The organism is Castellaniella sp. (assembly GCF_041675725.1).
Taxonomy (GTDB): domain Bacteria; phylum Pseudomonadota; class Gammaproteobacteria; order Burkholderiales; family Burkholderiaceae_B; genus Castellaniella.
The window spans coordinates 1-16,528 of the sequence record NZ_JBAYTI010000057.1 but is presented as its reverse complement, the minus strand read 5'-3'; the positions used below and the strand labels follow the sequence as shown (position 1 = coordinate 16,528).

Here is a 16,528-nt window from a genome sequence, read left to right as displayed (position 1 = left end):
TGTAATGGCGGCCCAGCTGCAGCCTGCCCATGATGTCGACGGCTTCGGCCAGCGTATCGACGGCCCCGTCGTGGAAATAGGGATAGGTCAGCTCGACATTGCGCAACGTAGGCACTTTGAAGCTGAACCGGTCGGCATCCTTGCCCGTAACGGCTGAACGCCCTTCGGCCGGGTTGTCCGTCTTGTACGGCTCGATGAGGCCCATTTTCTGAAACGAACGCCCGCCCAGATTGGGCCCGTTGTGGCACGCGATGCAGCCGCTGGCCTTGAACAGCTGATAGCCGGCCAGCGCCTGCTCGGACAGGGCCGCCGAATCGCCCTTCAGCCACAAATCGAAGGGGGCGTCGGGCGTGACCAGCGTCTCTTCGAAGGCGGCAATGGCATCGGTGACCTCGTCGATGGTGATCTCGGGCGTGTGGTAGACGTTTTCGAACGCGTCCACGTACTGGGGAATGGATGCCAGCAGCTCGACGGCCAGTTCATGGGTAAAGGCCATTTCCATGGGGTTGGCGATCGGGCCGCCTGCCTGGTCGCGCAGCGTGTCGGCCCGGCCATCCCAGAACTGCGCCATATTCAACGCCGAGTTCAGGACGGTCGGCGAGTTGATCGGCCCCTGCTGCCATTGGTCGCCGATGGACGTGGCCAGGTTGTCAGACCCGCCGGTGCTCAGGTTGTGGCAGGAATTGCAGGAAATGAACCCCGAACGGGACAGGCGCGGATCGAAGAACAGCATTTTGCCAAGCTCGATTTTTGCGGCATCGCCGGCTTCCGGGTAAGGAATGGGCTCCACGGGCTCGTTGGACTGAGCCTGCACGACGCTCGCGCATCCCAGTGCCAGAAACAGCACCGCTATACCGGTTTTGAGTGTTGTCATCAGGTGCTCCTTCGCGATGCGGTGAGGGTTGGCCGACCAAAACCATGCAGACCATATGGTTATAGCTTAGACTAAAAGCTCACGCCGTATGTTGATCCCGCGCAAGGGTTTCGCTGCGCGCAGCGCCGGCAGGCCGCCAGTCCTTATAACGATCGGATCGTTCAACTTGGATTTACATGCATAGTTTGTTATAATCCACCGTTTTGCGCTTGCTGCAGCATGCAGATTTCAGCGCGGCTGCAAGTGACGTTTAACGCCGCAAGCAGCGCAAAAGGCGATGTTCGTGCTCGCACACGCATCGTTACGAACCGGTCATTCGGCGCTTCGGCTCATACACGGCTCGAAGCGGCCGGGCACCCACAGGGTGCCAGTCTGGCAACACATAGTTGCGCCGGGTACGTCCTGTAATCATTCAACGGTTGCAACCAGCGGCGCCCGACGCTCAACAGGCGAGGAAAGCGCATGGCCAAGCCCATCCAGATCCAGAACCTTTTCAAAGTCTTCGGCGACAGCCCGGCCCGGGCGCTGGAGCTCGCACGCCAGGGACATTCCAAGCAGGAGATCCTGGAACGCACCCGGCAGACGATCGGTGTGTTCGATGCCACATTCGACATCAAAGCCGGTGAGATTTTCGTCATCATGGGCCTGTCCGGGTCTGGAAAATCCACGCTGGTGCGGCTGCTCAATCGCCTGATCGAACCCACCAGCGGGCAGGTCATCGTCGACGGCCACGACATCGGCACGTACGGCAGCGCCGAACTGAGGCGCCTGCGGCGCAAAGACATGAGCATGGTTTTCCAGTCGTTCGCCCTGCTGCCCCACCTGACGGTCGAAGATAACGTGGCCTTCGGGCTCGAACTCGACGGCGTGGACAGAGCCACCCGCCTGCGGCAGGCCCACCAGGCCCTGCGCCAGGTCGGCCTCGAAGTCTGGGCACGCTCGTACCCCGATGAGCTCTCGGGCGGCATGCAGCAACGGGTGGGCCTGGCGCGGGCGCTGGCCGCCGACCCCTCCATCCTGCTGATGGACGAAGCCTTTTCGGCGCTGGACCCGATCATACGAACCGAAATGCAGGATGAACTGCTGCGCCTGCAAGAAGAAAAGCGACGCACCATCGTGTTCATTTCACACGACCTGGATGAAGCCATGCGCATTGGCGATCGCATCGCCATCATGAATGACGGCTACGTGGTGCAGGTCGGCACCCCCGAAGAGATTCTGCGGCGCCCGGCCAATGCATACGTGCGCAGCTTCATTCGGGGCGTCGATGCGGCCGCCGTCTTCAAGGCGGGCGATATTGCGCGCAAGACCCAGGTGGAGATCTCGGAGAGCCCGAACCGGGGCTGCCGAAGAGCACTGGAACGGCTGCAGGAGCACGACCGCGAATGGGCATTCGTGGTGACGCCGCACCACCGGTTCCTGGGCATGGTCTCAAGCGACTCGCTGCGTGCAGCCCTGCGTGGCCAGGACGGTCCCGTCGGCCTGGAGAAAGCGTTTCTGGCCGACATCGAACCCGTGGCCGCCGACACACTCATCAACGATCTGTACACGCGCATGGTCGCCCATTCCTACCCCCTGCCCGTGGTCGACGGCCAGGGCCGGTTCCTGGGTGCCATCAGCCGCACCACCCTGCTGAAATTCCTGGACCCGACCACCGATCCGCATGGCGATCCGCTGCCGGAGATCTCCGAAGCAGCCAGCGCACCCCAGGCTACGGCCTTGGCCGCCCCCCATGACGCCTGACCCCATTTACCCAAAGGACTTCACAATGGACCAGACCAATCCGGATCCCTGGGCCGCCCTGAGCGGCCAGGATGACGATGGCAGCGCCGCCACCACGCCCTCGGACGCCGCCACCGAACCAGACGACCCCTGGGCGGCCATGGGCGACGACGGCGCCGTGGACTCGAGCGACCCGTGGTCGGCGATGTCGGGCGGCGACGGCACGGGCGCGGATGCGGGCGGTCCGGCCAATGGCTGGCTGAGCAGCCCCAGTCAGGATTCCGCCACGGACGCACAGCAAGCCCTGTCCGCTGACCCTGGCCTGTCCTGGCAGCAAATCTGGGACGGCACGCTGCCGATCCAGGATTGGATCAACCAAAGCCTGGACTGGATCGTGCTGCACTTCCGTGCCTTCTTCCAGGCGCTGCGCCAGCCGGTGGACGTCTTGCTGAGCTATGTGGACGCCGTATTGCAATATCCATCGGCGCCGGTCATGATCGCCATCCTGTCGCTGATCGCCTGGCAGCTGGCGGGCCGTTTCCTGGGCCTGGCCACGCTGTTTTCACTCTTGCTGGTGATCACCCTGGGCGTCTGGCAGGAATCCATGATCACTCTGTCGCTGGTGCTCACGTCCCTGGTGTTCTGCGTGCTCATCGGCATCCCCCTGGGCATCTGGCTCGCCCGCAGCGACACGGCCGAGCGAATCTGCCGCCCGTTTCTGGACGCCATGCAGACCACGCCCGCCTTTGTCTACCTGGTGCCGGTGGTCATGCTGTTCGGCATCGGCAACGTGCCTGGCGTGATCGTGACCATCATCTTTGCCTTGCCGCCGCTGGTGCGGCTGACCAACCTGGGGATCCGCCAGGTGCGGCCCGACCTGGTCGAAGCGGCAAAATCATATGGCGCCTCGCCCTGGCAGCTGCTGCGCAAAGTGCAGCTGCCGCTGGCCATGCCGTCCATCATGGCGGGCATCAACCAGTGCCTGATGTTGTCGCTGTCCATGGTGGTGATCGCCTCGATGATCGCCGTGGGCGGTCTGGGCCAGATGGTGCTGCGCGGCATCGGCCGCCTGGACATGGGGCTGGCCGTGGTGGGCGGCCTCGGCATCGTGATCCTGGCCATCGTCCTGGATCGGATCACCCAAACCCTGGGAAAAGCCAAGCGCAACCCGCACCAGCGCTGGTACATGAGCGGCCCCGTGGGGATTTTCTGGCGCCTGGCGGCCACACGCCGCGAGGCGGCCGAACCCCAAAAGACCGCACAACACCCCAAAGGCCTGCCTTCCTCCTGAAGGCATGGGCCATTCCATCCCTCAACCCATAAAAGGAGCTACGCTATGTCTGATGACACCCGAACCGCACGCTACAGCCACTTGCTGGCCGGCGTCGGTCTCGCACTGGCCATGACCGCCGGTACAGCCATTGGGGCCGAACTGCCCGGCGCAGGCATCAAGATGATCCCGGCGAAAAGCAGCATCGCCGAAGAAAATTTCCAGACCAAAATTGTCATGAAGGGGCTCGAGCGCCTGGGCTACGATGTCCAGCCGATCGTCGAGCTCGACATTCCGACGGTCCACCTGGCCGTCGCCAACGGGGATGCCACGTTCTTTCCGGTTCATTGGGATCCCCTGCACAACGACTTCTACGAGCACTCGGGCGGCGATGCCAAATTGTGGCGCGACAACGCATTGGTGGAAAATTCCCTGCAGGGCTACCTGATCGACAAGAAGACCGCGGACGAATATGGCATCCACAATATCGAGCAGCTCAAGGATCCGAAGCTGGCCGCGCTGTTCGATACGGACGGCGACGGCAAGGCCAACCTCACGGGCTGCAACCCCGGCTGGGGCTGCGAACGCATCATCGAACACCAGCTCGATGCCTACGGCCTGCGCGGCTCGATCAACCACGATCAGGGCAATTACACGGCGTTGATGGCCGACACCATGACGCGCTACAAGCAGGGCAAGCCCATTTTCTACTACACCTGGACGCCCTTCTGGATCAGCAACGTGCTCAAACCCGGCCAGGACGTGGTGTTCCTGGAAGTGCCGTTCTCTTCGCAGCCCGAAGACCAAAAGCAGCAGAATACCCAACTGCCCAACGGCAAAGACTATGGCTGGCTGGTGAACACCACGCGCATTGTCGTCAACCGCGACTTTCTTGAAAAGAACCCCGCCGCGAAGAAATTCTTCGAAGAGGTGAAGATTCCGATCGCCGACATCAACGCGCAAAACCGCGCCATGGCGGACGGCGCCGATACCCCCGCCGACATCGAAAAACACGTCAACGGCTGGATCAAGGCGCACGAAAAAGAATTTGACCAGTGGGTGAACGACGCGCTGGCGGCCGCCAAATAAACACGCTCGGCCCCCACAACGGGCCGGCTAACCCAGCTGAAGCGCGGCCAGCACGCTTTCGAGCTCCTGGCGCGCTTGCGCCTGCAACGGCCTGAGCGGCAAGGGCAAACAACCAGCCTGCGCCAGCCCAAGGATTTCGGCGGCGGCCGCCATGACGCGCACGCTGCCGCATTGCCGATACAGCGCCCATAATGGAGCCAACCGTTCGGACTGCTGCGCGGCCTGCCGCGCATCGCCAGCCTGGGCTGCCCGGGTAATGGCCAGCGCCGTTCGTGGAAACAGCCCACCCACCACCGAATACCAGGCCTCGCAGCCCGCCAGCAGGCCCTGGGCGGCCGACGCGTCGCCGCTGACCCCTATGGTGACCTGCGCGGGGATCTGCGCCCGCAGACGCGCGACCCGCTCGCGCGCGGCGTCCGGATCGAGCGGCACGGCTGGAATCTTGATGGATGCCACGTGCGGCAGCCGCGCGATCCGGCCGTGCAGGGCATCGGAAAATTCGAAGCGCGTCGTGCGCGGATTGTCGTAGACGCACAGCGGCACCGACAACGAGCGCGACACGGCCTCATATAGGCCATAGACCTCGTCGGGCAAGAGCAGCTGATAGGATACGGGCGCCAATAGCACCCCGCGCACCCCCGCCTGCTGCGCGTCGTGCACCAGATCGAGCACGTCGCGGGTGCGCAACGCGCCCACCCCCACCATGACCGGGATCGGACCGGCATGCTCGACGGCCAGACGGGCAATGCGCGCCCGTTCAGCCCGCGTGAGATACGGATAACTGCCCGTGGACCCCAAGGCGCAGATAGAGTCTACGCCGGCATCCACCAGCCGCTCGATCAGGCGCACGAAAGCGGCTTCATCGAGGGCGGATTCAGACACGGGGGTCAGGGGGAAAGCGCTGAGACCTGAAAACATGACGTGCGCACACCTTGCAGGATCGAGGAACGGAATACCTGCCCGGAACGGCAGGCCAACCCGGTTATCGTACTGCTTAATGCACCCGCTCGGCGCGCCGGGGACTCGGCGATCTTCATCAAAACAGGCTATCTTAATGATCCAGGCATCGCGAATCATTCAGAGGAATCAAAATGGCAAACATTGAAAAACTGGGCTTCATAGGCGCCGGTCTCATGGGGCACGGCATGGCGAAAAACCTGCTCAAGGCGGGCTATCCGCTCATGCTCATGGGGCATAAGAACCGGGCGCCCATCGACGACCTGCTCGCGCGCGGCGCCACCGAGGCCCAGACGCCCGGCGAAATTGCCGCCGCGGTCGACATGCTGATCTTGTGCGTGACTTCGTCCACGGTCGTCCAAGAACTCGTGCAGGGCGAGCACGGCATCCTCGAAAACGGGCGCGCGGGATTGATTGTGGTCGACTGCTCCACCGGCGACCCTTCGGTGACGCTGGACATCGGGCGCCAGCTCGCCGAGCGCGGCATGCACCTGATCGACGCCCCGCTGGCACGAACGCCGCGCGAAGCCGAAGAAGGCCGCCTGAACATCATGCTCGGCGGCGACCCCGCCATCCGCGCTCAGGTCCGCACAGTCGTCCAGGCGTGCTGCGAAAACATCTTCGACATCGGCGAGCTGGGCAGCGCCCTGAAGCTGAAGCTGATCAACAATCTGCTGACGCTGGGCCACGCCGCCCTGGCGGCCGAGGCCATCATGGCGGCACGCGCCACGGGCGTGGATCTGGCCAAACTGTACGAAGTCGCGTCGCGCGGCGGCGCCAACAGCACGGCCTTCAGCACCATCGTCTCGCGCCTGCTCGAAGGCGACGAGACCGGCATGCAATTCACGCTGCGCAATGCCCGCAAAGACCTGGGCTGCTACCACCGCATGCTCGACGGCACCGATATGCTGGGCTTGCTGTGGGCGCCGATCTACGACACCTTCAACCTGGCCACGCTGATGGGCCATGGCGACAAGCTGGTGAGCCAGCTGGCCGGCCTGCTGGACGCCCAGGCGCTGGGGTCGCACGGCCCCACACCCTGATACCGGCGCGCCACGCGGCTGGTGCATCACCGCGATGTCGAGCCCTCGGGGCGATGGCTCATGAAGCGCCGGACGTAGTCGTTCACCGGGTGGGCGCGGATGGCCTCGAGGCGCCCGGCCTGCTCTACCCGGCCGTCGCGCAGGACTACGACGTGGTCCGCCACGCGCAGCGCCTCGTCGATGTCGTGGGTGACAAAGACGATGGTCTTGTGCAGTTCGCGCTGCAGCGCAAGCAGCTGATCCTGCATGTCGTAGCGGATCAGCGGATCCAGAGATGAGAAGGCCTCGTCCATGAGCAGGATTTCGGCGTCCATGGCCAGCGCGCGGGCCAGCCCCACGCGCTGGCGCATGCCGCCCGAGAGCTCGTCGGGATAGCGTTTTTCGTAGGTATCCAGACCAACCCGCGCCAGCCAGTAACGCGCCGTCTCGCGGGCCTTTTGAGCGGCCTCGCCGCGAACTTTCAGGCCGAAAGCCACGTTGGCCTGCACGTCCAGGTGCGGCAGCAGCCCGAAATTCTGGAACACCATGCTGATTGCCTGCCGGCGCCAGGCACGCAGCTCTGACAGGCTCAGCGCGAGGATATTCTTGCCATCGACGCGCACCTCGCCGGCGCTGGGATCGATGAGGCGGTTCAGATGACGGATCAGCGTGGATTTTCCGGAACCGGACAAGCCCATGATGACCGTGATGAGCCCATCCGGGATGTCGGCATCGACCCCGGCCAGGCCCACGCTGGCACCCGTGCGTTGCTGGACTTCGGCCTTGGCGGCGCCCTGTTGGAGGTCTGCCAGGGCGGCGGCCTGGGCAGCGCGCGTGCCATAGACCTTGTAGATCCCGCGCAGGACGATCTTGGAAGAAACCGGCTGGGGGGCTGCGGGCGAAGTCATCAGGCGTCCTCTCGAGTGGGGTGTTTCGCGCGCTGGCGCGAGGCCCGCCCATAGGCCTGGGTAATCCGGTCGATCACGATGGCCAGGATCACGATGGCCACCCCCGCTTGCAGGCCACGGCCGACATCCAGCGTCTGGATGCCGGCCAGCACGTCTTCGCCCAGGCCCCGCGCCCCGATCATGGAAGCGACCACGACCATGGCGAGCGCCATCATGGTGGCCTGGTTGATGCCGGCCATGATGCTGGGGCGCGCCAGCGGCAGGGTCACCAGGACCAGCATCTGCCAGCGCGTCACGCCAAAGGACTGGGCCGCCTCGGTGACATTGTGGTCGACCTGGCGCAGCCCCAGAGTCGTCAACCGCACGAGCGGCGGGATCGCATACACCACCGTGGCGAACAGGGCGGGGACCTTGCCCAGGCCAAAGAGCATCAAGATGGGTACCAGATAGACGAAGCTGGGCATGGTCTGCATGGCATCCATGACGGGGGCCACCAGGCGCCGCAGCCAGCGGCTTTGCGCGGCGGCGATGCCCAGCGGAATCCCCAGGGCAATGGTGAGGAGGGTAGCCACCACGACCAGCGCCAGCGTCTGCATGAGCGCCAGCCACAGGCCCACTGCCCCAATCAGGTAGAGCCCCAGCGTATAGAGAATCACGGGCGCGATCCGGCGCGTGGCGTGCCACGCCAGCGCCGCGACGGCCAGCAGCACGAGCCAGGGCGGCAGCCGCTCGAGGCCCCGTTCGATGGGTGTCAGCACGGTGCGCAAGACAAAGTCGCTCACGGCGTGCAGCCGGTCGCCGTAGGCCTTGACTGCGTCCATGAGCTGCTGGTTGATGAATGCGGTCGTGGACCAGTCGGGAAAAAAGGCAGCCCCCGCAGTGGCCGGGCGCGCGGCCGGATCGGCCACGCGCAATGCCGCCTGGACCCTGGCGCGGGTGTCTGGTTCGAGCCACGCGCCCCATACCTCGGGGTGGTCGCGTAAAAAAGCCTGGGCCAGGGTCGCGCCGTCTTCATGCGCCTCGCTCATTTTCAAAATGGCCGCATTGAGCAACTGCGGTTCGACCTGCAGACGCTCGAAAAATTCGAGGATGCCCGGATTGTTGTGCGCAAAGGCCGACGTCACCGCAATGCCGATGTGGGCAATGGGGAAGTCGGACGCGCACATGGGTTCTTCGCCCGTGAGCACTGTTTGCCAGCAGCGCTCGTCAAAGGCCGCCTGCTCTATCTTGAAGAACGCGTATTTGGCCATCAGGCCAGCGGGCTGCCAGTAATAAAAAAGCAGGGGAACGCCGCGGTCATAGGCCGAGCTGATGGTCGAATCCAGCGCCGCCCCGGTGCCCGGATGCACGTCGACGTAGTCTTGGGTCAGCCCATAGAGCTGCAGCAGGCGCTCGTTTGTCTTCTCGCACACCCAGCCGCGCGGACAGCCGAGAAAACGCCCCAGGGCGGGCTGTTCGGGATCGCGAAACAGGTCTTTGTAACGCGGCAGATCGCGCCAACTGCGCAAATCCGGCGCCAGCGGCCGGATGCCGCGTGCTTTGTCGCCATGGACGACGTAGTCGGGTACGTACCAACCCTGGGTGGCCCCCCCCGCCAGCGTATCCCCCACCACCTGGACCGTGCCATCGTCCACCGCCTTCTGCACAATCGGCGAGCGGCCTGTCCATTGTTCGGCGATGACGTCGATGTCGCCGCGGGTCAGTGCGGTCTCGAGTGCGGCCGTGGTGCCGGGCACGATCTCGGTGGCGCAGCCGAAACCCATCTGCAGCAGCCGCTGAATGACGTGTGTGGTGAACGCCGCGCTTTCCCAGTCCTGCCCGGCAAGCCGGACCGGCGGGCCCCCTTGGCAGCCCGCGGCCTGCACCAGCGTCAGCGGCGCCCATAGCCCCAGGGCCAGCAGTATGGCAAGCAACCAGCGTTTGCAAATCATCAGAGTTTCTCCGGCAGCTCAAGGATCCACTCTAACACCACTGGCTGGCCCGTGTGCGCTCAGGCCAGGCTTGTTGCCGCGTACCGGGTCAAACCAGCCGGATGAGCCGCTTGCCCATGTTCTCGCCCCGATACAGCCCGGCAATCGAATCCGGCGCGCTTTCAATCCCCTCGGAAATGTCTTCCAGGTATTTCAGCTTTCCCTGCCTGATCCAGTTGGCAAGGTCGGCGCGAGCGCTGGCGTCTTTATCCGCGTGATCGAGGATCACGAAGCCCTCGATACGCGCCCGTTTCACCAACAGCGTGCGCTCCATCCGCGGGCCCAGCGGCGGCGGATCCCAGTTCGGGATCGACACGGTACCGCATACCGCTACCCGCGCGCCGATCGCCAAATGTTGCATGACCGCGTCGGTCACCGGCCCGGACGTGCAATCGAAGTAGGCGTCGACGCCATCCGGACATGCCTGGGCTAGATGCTGCTCGAAGTCCTTCGATTTGTAGTCCAGCGCGACATCGAAGCCGAAATGATCGGTGCACAGCCGGACCTTGGCCTCGCCGCCCGTGATTCCAACCGTCCGGCAGCCCAGGATCTTTGCAATTTGCCCGGCGCAGGAACCGACCGAACCCGCCGCGGTGGACACCACCACCGTCTGGCCCGCCAAGGGCTTCAGCACGTGGAAAATCCCATAATGCGCCGTGACGCCATTGAGGCCCAGCACCCCCAGCGAGGTGGACAGCGGGAGATCGTCTTCTTCGATGCGGCGCTTGATGGCCTTCGGATCCAACAAGGCGTATTCCTGCCAGCCGAACATCCCCGTCACCGGAACGCCCACCGGCCATTGATCACAGTGCGACTCGACGATGCGCCCCGCCGCAAATGCCCGCATCACGGCACCAATGGGGACCGGATCCGAATAATTCTGGGCAGCATTCACCCAGCCGCGCATGGCCGGCTCGACGGAAAGCCACTCATTGCGAACGACGACCTGCCCGGGCCCGGCTTTGGGAACCGGGGCGCTGTCCACCACGAAATCGCTGGCTTGGGGGATCCCAACCGGACGCCGGCTCAACAGGACGCGCCGGTTTACAGTGCCCTGGTTCTCTTGCATGCTCGATATCCTCTGTTAGTTTTGAACGAGCGGGCATTTGGACTCTGCAACCGTCCCGTAGGCAATATCCGCGGGAACGGTCGTCACCAGTTTGAGCAGATCCCAGGGGCCCTTGGATTCGTCGGGCGACTTGACTTCAAACAAGGACATATCATAAGCCATGCGCCCATCCGGACGAATCACCCCCGAGGCGGTGTACACATCGCTGATCTTGTGGGATTTCAGATAGTCCATGATGACATCGGCGTCATCCGTCCCGGTGGCCGCCACCGCCTTCAGATATTGGCTGACGGCCGAGTAGTCACCCGCCTGCAGCATCGACGGCATCGAGCCGGTCCGTTCAAAATACCGCTGGGCCCAGGCCCGGCTTTCGTCGTCGCGGTCCCAATAAAACCCGGTCGCCAGAAGCATGCCCTGCGCGACGTCCAGGCCCATGGATTTGACTTCGATGATATCCATCTGGAGCGCGGCCACCCGGGCATCATCCGTGACGCCGAATTCGCGCGCGGCCTTGATCGCATTGACCGTATCGGGGCCACCATTGGCGAGCCCCAGTATTTTTGCGCCGGACGCATGGGCCTGGAGCATGTAAGAGGAAAAATCGGGTGCATTCAGGGGATGGCGAACCGACCCCTTGACCGTGCCGCCATTGGCCTCAATCACTTCCGTGGCATCCTCTTCGAAAGAGTGCCCAAAGGCGTAATCCGCCGTGATGAAGAACCAATCCTTGCCCCCCTGGTCCAGAACGGCCTTGCCCACCGAGCGCGCAAGCGCCGTGGTGCTGTACGCATAATGAATAGTGTACGGATTGCATTCCTCATTGGTCAGGCGCGGCGATGCCGCACCAATATTGATGTGGACCTTTTTCTTTTCGCCCGCGACCCTAGCCATCGCCAGGGCCGCACTGGAATTCACGCCGCCCACCAGCAAATCGAGGTCTTGTTGATCAAGCCACTCGCGCGCCTTCGATGAAGCAAGATCCGCCTTGTTCTGATGGTCCGCGACGAGCAGCTCGACCTCCACGTCGCCCAGCGCCGGCATGGCATCCTCGATGGCCATGCGAATGGCCTCGGCGCCATTGGGCCCATCATTGGCTGCATACAGCCCCGACATGTCTGTGATAAACCCGATCCGGATGACGTTTCCGGAAATCTGCGCATGCGCAGACGCAACCATGCCAATATTCATGATCGCCGCTGCCGCAGCCGCATATACGAACCCGTTCATATGTTCCACCTATCATTTTTATCAATAAGATTTATAGAAGCACCGCCCGAAACAACCACCCCCTTGGACATCTCCCTGATCTCGTCTGCCGGTTCATAAACGCATAAACGCCGTCGTCCAAAGGAAAAGTTCCTGAAGGCAGTTGATTTTTAACGCCGCAACTTCTGTGCCAAATAGCCCAGCATACAGGGGCGGGCCGGCAGCCGCAGCACGCGCTGTCGGTGCCATTTCAAAGAACCGTATTATTTGCGGTCACTCTGTTCATAACAGATACAGCCATCGCAAAGCGGCCGCCGGCCGTCATGAAAAAGCCGCTTTGGGCGCGCGCACGGGCAGCAACGACCACGCCTTGCCAACGAACGGTTACACTGCCGCAACCCCTGACAGCACACTGACACCCGCCATGACCTTATCCCAGAACATCCATATGGGCCACGACGGTTCTGCCTATCCAGACGCCTATTATGTCCGCCAGAATGGAGACCGGTTCCTGTCCACCATGCATTCACAAGGCTCCTGGCAGCCAGGGGAACAACACCTGTCACCGGCTGCCGGGCTGGTCCTGGCCGAAGCGGAACACCGCCTGCCCAGCGACAAGCTGATCTCGCGGGTGACGTTCGACGTGTTGGGGGTGATCCACTCCGGGCCGTTCGCCATCGACGTCGAGGTGGTACGCCCCGGGCGCACGATCGAACTCGTCGAGGCGCGCATGCGCCACGGCACCCAAACCAGTGTGCTCGCCCGCATCTGGCGCCTGCAGCCCAGCGACACCACATCCATCCAGGGGCTGGAGTGGGATGCCCTGCCCCCACCCGATGCATACCCGTCCATCCGGATGTCCAGCATCTGGGAAGGCGGCTTCATGGCCACGCTGGAAGCGCGCCGCAACCCCCAGAACCGCCCGGGCCGCGGGCAGACCTGGCTGCGTACCACCATGCCTCTGGTGGCGGGCGAAGCCGACCCGCCCATCGCCACATTTGTGAAACTCATCGACACCGCCAATGGCCTGGTCGCACGCCTGCATTCCGACCAGGCATTCTTTGCCAACGTGGATCTCACCGTGCATTTCACCCGTCAACCCGAGGCGGGCTGGGTGGGCTTCGATACGTACGTCAACTTCGGCCCCAACGGCCTGGGCGAGACATTCTCGGTACTGAACGACATCCACGGGCCCGTCGGCACGGCGGCCCAAAGCCTGACGCTGCGTTTGCGACAGCCCCTGGATCGTGGCGGCGCCTCGTCGTGAGGATGCCTCATTACGCGTATAATCAGCCGCAGGATGCCGGGCCACGCCAAACGGCAACCTGAAAGAGAAGCCCGCCCATGAGTCTTGCAACGACAATCCTACAAACCGAAGTGGCCGCCGAATGGCTGGACGACAACGGCCACATGTACGACACCGAATATGGCCGGCTGTTCTGTATAGCATCCAACTGCCTGATGGACGGTATCGGCCTGGACACCCAGGGGCGCCAGACGTACGACTGCACCCTGTATACACTGGAAACGCACGTCCGCTATCTGGGCAAAGTCCGTCAGGGCGAAGTCCTGAAGGTCACGAACCGCATCCTGGACCGCGACGCCAAGCGCATCCATGCTTTTTTCTCGATCTACCGGGCAGATGGGCAGCTGATTGCCACCGGCGAGCGCTTGTTCATCGCCATGTCGACGACCACGCGACGGCCCACGACGCTGCCCGAGGCAGTGCAAAAGCGCCTGGACACCTACGGCCAACTGGCCCATTCCGCCTGGCCGGCGGCAGCCGGGCGGCCCATGGGGATACGAAAGGGCGACGAAATAGCGTCCAGCGGCTGACCTGCGACCATCGCCCCATCCCCAATCTGATCAACCACCGCATGAAACTCGCCACCTGGAACGTCAACTCTCTCAACGTACGCCTGGGCCATGTCCTGGACTGGCTGGCCGCCAATCCGGTCGACGTGCTCTGCCTGCAAGAGCTCAAGCTGCCCGACGAGCGCTTTCCAGAAGAAGCCCTGCGTGCGGCGGGCTACCATGCCTGCTGGGCGGGGCAGAAAACCTACAACGGCGTGGCGATTCTCAGCCGCAGCCCGCTCATCGACGTGCAACGCAACATCCCGGGCTACGACGATCCGCAGCAGCGCATCATCGCCGCCACCCTGCCCGAGGTCGGCGACCAGCCGCTGCGCGTCATCAGTGCCTATTGCCCCAACGGCCAGGCGGTGGGCAGCGACAAGTACGCTTACAAGCTGGCGTGGTATGACACCCTGCGCGACTGGCTGGCCGATGAACTTCAGCGCCACCCCGAGCTGGCCATCCTGGGCGATTACAACGTGGCCCCGACCGACGCGGACGTGCATGACCCCGAGGCCTGGGAGGGCAACATCCTGGTGTCCGAGCCTGAACGCGAGGCCTTTGGCAAGCTGATCGACCTGGGCCTGGCCGATACGTTTCGCCTGTTCGATCAGCCGCCGGGTTCGTTCAGCTGGTGGGATTATCGCCAGGGGGGCTTCCGGCGCAACCATGGGGTGCGCATCGATCACGTGCTGGCCAACCCTCAGCTGGCGCAGCAATGCACGGCCTGCGACATCGACAAGGCGCCGCGCGGCTGGCCCAAGCCCTCGGATCACGCGCCAGTGATCGCGACGTTTTCGCGCTAGCAGACCCGCCCGCCTCCATGCAGACGCCCGACGCAGCAGCCGTCCCGGACGCCAGGGCGCCAGCCTGCGCACGGCGGAGCCAATCCAGACGCCAGCCTGCGTATGCCAGCCTGCGTATAATGAGGGTTTCTGCGTATCAACCCCTTCGCATGCCGCTAGACAGCCAATTGATCCGGCGCCTGGACCCCGATGGGCAGGTGCTCGACATCCGCCTCGAAGGGCACGTGTTTCGTGTGTACGTGGCCCAGCGCCCGGCCGATGTCGAACAGGTGGCCCAGCTCGTGCCCGCCGAGCAGTTCCAGGGCGATGGCGATGTCCACGTGGCCGCCCTGCATACGGATGATGACATGGCCACGCAGATCGGCGACGTGCTCTTCAACCTCAACCCGGGCGATGCCATCGTCCTGCTGTGCACCAGCCAGTCGGCGTACCAGGCCGCCCTGGCCGAGCTCGGGCAGGACGCACCCGCCCCATCCAGACAGCAATGACCACGTCCTCGGCCGGCAATATCTTCATGGTGGTCGCCCCCAGCGGGGCGGGCAAGTCCAGCCTGGTCAATGCCCTGCTGGCAGCCGACCCCGGCATCGCCCTGTCCATTTCCTGCACCACTCGCGTCCCACGCCCGGGCGAACGCGACAAGCAGCACTATCGCTTCGTCACCGTGGAAGAATTCCAGGCCATGCGCGAACGCGGCGACATGCTCGAATGGGCTGAAGTCCACGACCACTACTATGGCACCCCGCGCGACCGGGTCGAGGACGCCGTGCGTTCGGGCACCGACATCGTCCTGGAGATCGACTGGCAGGGCGCGCGGCAGGTGCGCGGGCATTACCCGCAGGCGACCGGCATCTTCATCCTGCCGCCCTCGATCGAAGCACTGGAACTGCGCCTGAAAAAACGCGGACAAGACGCTCCCCAGGTCATCGCGCGCCGGCTGCTGGCCGCCGGCGGCGAAATGGCGCATGCGTCAGACTGCGAATATGTTATTATTAATCAAGACTTTAACCTGGCTCTAGAACAAATCCGGCACATCGTGGCCGCCACCCGCCTGCGCTACGCCAATCAGGCGGTGCGCCATGCCGACCTCTTCTCCCAGCTGGGCATCCGCAAACCGGTCGCAACCCCTCTTTAAACAAGGACATCCATGGCCCGCATCACCGTAGAAGACTGCCTCGAGCAGGTCCCCAACCGCTTCGATCTGACGCTCGTGGCCACGTACCGCGCGCGCGAGCTGGCCCAGGGGCACGAACCCCGCATCCAGACGCACAACAAACCCACGGTCACCGCGCTGCGCGAGATCTCGCAGGGCCTGGTCGGCATCGAGATGCTGCGCAAGGTACCCACCTAAGGGCCAAGGGGCGGCCGATGGCATTTTCCACCCTGCGGGGTGCCTCATCCGGGCTGCTCGCGGTCTTGCGCAAGGGCCCGCGCCTGCGCAAGCGCAAGCCGCGCGGCGCCCCGCTGGTGCCCGACGCCACCACCCCATCCACCCCGCCCATCGCCTCGCTGGCCGATCTCCAAAAGATCGTCAGCACCTACCTGGGCCCCAAAGAAATCGAGCTCATCCGCGAGGCCTATCGCTTTGCCGACAACGCCCACCTGGGCCAGTTCCGGGCCAGCGGCGAACCTTACATCTCGCACCCTATCGCAGTCACTGAAATCTGCGCCGGCTGGAAACTCGACGCCGATGCGCTCATGGCCGCGCTGCTGCACGACGTCATCGAAGACCAGGACGTCAGCAAGTCCGAGATCGCCGAACGCTTCGGCACCGAAGTGGCCGA

17 protein-coding genes are annotated in these 16,528 nt (G+C 63.9%); 11 read left to right on the top strand and 6 right to left on the bottom strand.

Annotation, left to right across the window (positions count from 1 at the left end; all coding sequences use genetic code 11):
* On the bottom strand, window positions 1-874 hold an 874-nt coding region (locus WCZ84_RS11090; protein ID WP_372686338.1), incomplete at its 3' end, for a cytochrome-c peroxidase.
* Between the two features lie 462 nt (window positions 875-1,336).
* Here WCZ84_RS11090 and proV point away from each other — a divergent pair.
* Genes proV through proX form a run of 3 tightly spaced genes read left to right on the top strand, consistent with a single transcriptional unit; the run spans window position 1,337 to window position 4,955 of the window.
* On the top strand, window positions 1,337-2,617 hold the full coding sequence (proV, locus tag WCZ84_RS11085) for a glycine betaine/L-proline ABC transporter ATP-binding protein ProV (protein ID WP_372686337.1): 1,281 nt from the start codon (window positions 1,337-1,339) through the stop codon (window positions 2,615-2,617).
* 25 nt (window positions 2,618-2,642) lie between these two features.
* The gene (proW, locus tag WCZ84_RS11080) at window positions 2,643-3,887 is read left to right on the top strand and encodes a glycine betaine/L-proline ABC transporter permease ProW (RefSeq protein ID WP_372686336.1); all 1,245 of its coding nucleotides are present in this window, start codon (window positions 2,643-2,645) and stop codon (window positions 3,885-3,887) included.
* A 45-nt stretch (window positions 3,888-3,932) separates the two neighbouring features.
* Window positions 3,933-4,955 carry a glycine betaine/L-proline ABC transporter substrate-binding protein ProX gene (gene proX / locus WCZ84_RS11075; protein WP_372686335.1) on the top strand — a complete coding sequence of 341 codons (1,023 nt, stop codon included), beginning with the start codon at window positions 3,933-3,935 and terminating at the stop codon, window positions 4,953-4,955.
* Window positions 4,956-4,982: 27 nt separating this feature from the next.
* Here the strand turns inward: proX and WCZ84_RS11070 are convergent, their stop codons facing one another.
* Window positions 4,983-5,873, bottom strand: coding sequence for a dihydrodipicolinate synthase family protein (locus WCZ84_RS11070; protein ID WP_372686334.1), 891 nt, complete (start codon window positions 5,871-5,873; stop codon window positions 4,983-4,985).
* 173 nt (window positions 5,874-6,046) lie between these two features.
* Between WCZ84_RS11070 and WCZ84_RS11065 the strand changes: the two genes are divergently transcribed.
* Window positions 6,047-6,955 (top strand): NAD(P)-dependent oxidoreductase, encoded by a 909-nt coding sequence (locus WCZ84_RS11065; protein WP_372686333.1) that lies wholly within the window; start codon window positions 6,047-6,049, stop codon window positions 6,953-6,955.
* 26 nt (window positions 6,956-6,981) lie between these two features.
* Here the strand turns inward: WCZ84_RS11065 and WCZ84_RS11060 are convergent, their stop codons facing one another.
* From WCZ84_RS11060 to WCZ84_RS11045, 4 genes are all read right to left on the bottom strand, one after another.
* Window positions 6,982-7,842, bottom strand: a complete 861-nt coding sequence (locus tag WCZ84_RS11060) for an ATP-binding cassette domain-containing protein (RefSeq protein ID WP_372686332.1) — start codon at window positions 7,840-7,842, stop codon at window positions 6,982-6,984.
* Complete coding sequence (locus tag WCZ84_RS11055) at window positions 7,842-9,773, bottom strand: glycine betaine ABC transporter substrate-binding protein (RefSeq protein WP_372686331.1); 1,932 nt, start codon at window positions 9,771-9,773, stop codon at window positions 7,842-7,844. The genes WCZ84_RS11060 and WCZ84_RS11055 overlap by 1 nt, the downstream gene beginning before the upstream one ends.
* Before the next feature lie 88 nt (window positions 9,774-9,861).
* On the bottom strand, window positions 9,862-10,881 hold the full coding sequence (locus tag WCZ84_RS11050; RefSeq protein WP_372686330.1) for an NADP-dependent oxidoreductase: 1,020 nt from the start codon (window positions 10,879-10,881) through the stop codon (window positions 9,862-9,864).
* Window positions 10,882-10,896: 15 nt separating this feature from the next.
* Entirely contained in the window at window positions 10,897-12,108 is a 1,212-nt protein-coding gene (locus tag WCZ84_RS11045; RefSeq protein WP_372686329.1) for an ABC transporter substrate-binding protein, read from the bottom strand.
* Window positions 12,109-12,511: 403 nt separating this feature from the next.
* On the opposite strand from WCZ84_RS11045, the gene WCZ84_RS11040 reads away from it, so the two are divergent.
* From WCZ84_RS11040 to WCZ84_RS11010, 7 genes are all read left to right on the top strand, one after another.
* The gene (locus WCZ84_RS11040; protein WP_372686328.1) at window positions 12,512-13,354 is read left to right on the top strand and encodes a thioesterase family protein; all 843 of its coding nucleotides are present in this window, start codon (window positions 12,512-12,514) and stop codon (window positions 13,352-13,354) included.
* Between the two features lie 77 nt (window positions 13,355-13,431).
* Entirely contained in the window at window positions 13,432-13,923 is a 492-nt protein-coding gene (locus WCZ84_RS11035; RefSeq protein WP_372686327.1) for a thioesterase family protein, read from the top strand.
* A 41-nt stretch (window positions 13,924-13,964) separates the two neighbouring features.
* Window positions 13,965-14,747 carry an exodeoxyribonuclease III gene (xth, locus tag WCZ84_RS11030; protein ID WP_372686326.1) on the top strand — a complete coding sequence of 261 codons (783 nt, stop codon included), beginning with the start codon at window positions 13,965-13,967 and terminating at the stop codon, window positions 14,745-14,747.
* A 149-nt stretch (window positions 14,748-14,896) separates the two neighbouring features.
* Window positions 14,897-15,235 (top strand): hypothetical protein, encoded by a 339-nt coding sequence (locus WCZ84_RS11025; protein ID WP_372686325.1) that lies wholly within the window; start codon window positions 14,897-14,899, stop codon window positions 15,233-15,235.
* A complete protein-coding gene (gene gmk, locus WCZ84_RS11020) occupies window positions 15,232-15,879 on the top strand; it encodes a guanylate kinase (RefSeq protein WP_372686324.1) in 648 nt (215 codons plus the stop codon). Before WCZ84_RS11025 ends, gmk begins: the two co-directional genes overlap by 4 nt.
* Window positions 15,880-15,891: 12 nt before the next feature.
* Complete coding sequence (rpoZ, locus tag WCZ84_RS11015) at window positions 15,892-16,095, top strand: DNA-directed RNA polymerase subunit omega (protein WP_372686323.1); 204 nt, start codon at window positions 15,892-15,894, stop codon at window positions 16,093-16,095.
* Between the two features lie 17 nt (window positions 16,096-16,112).
* The coding region (locus tag WCZ84_RS11010; protein WP_372686322.1) for an HD domain-containing protein at window positions 16,113-16,528 on the top strand (416 nt) is incomplete at its 3' end.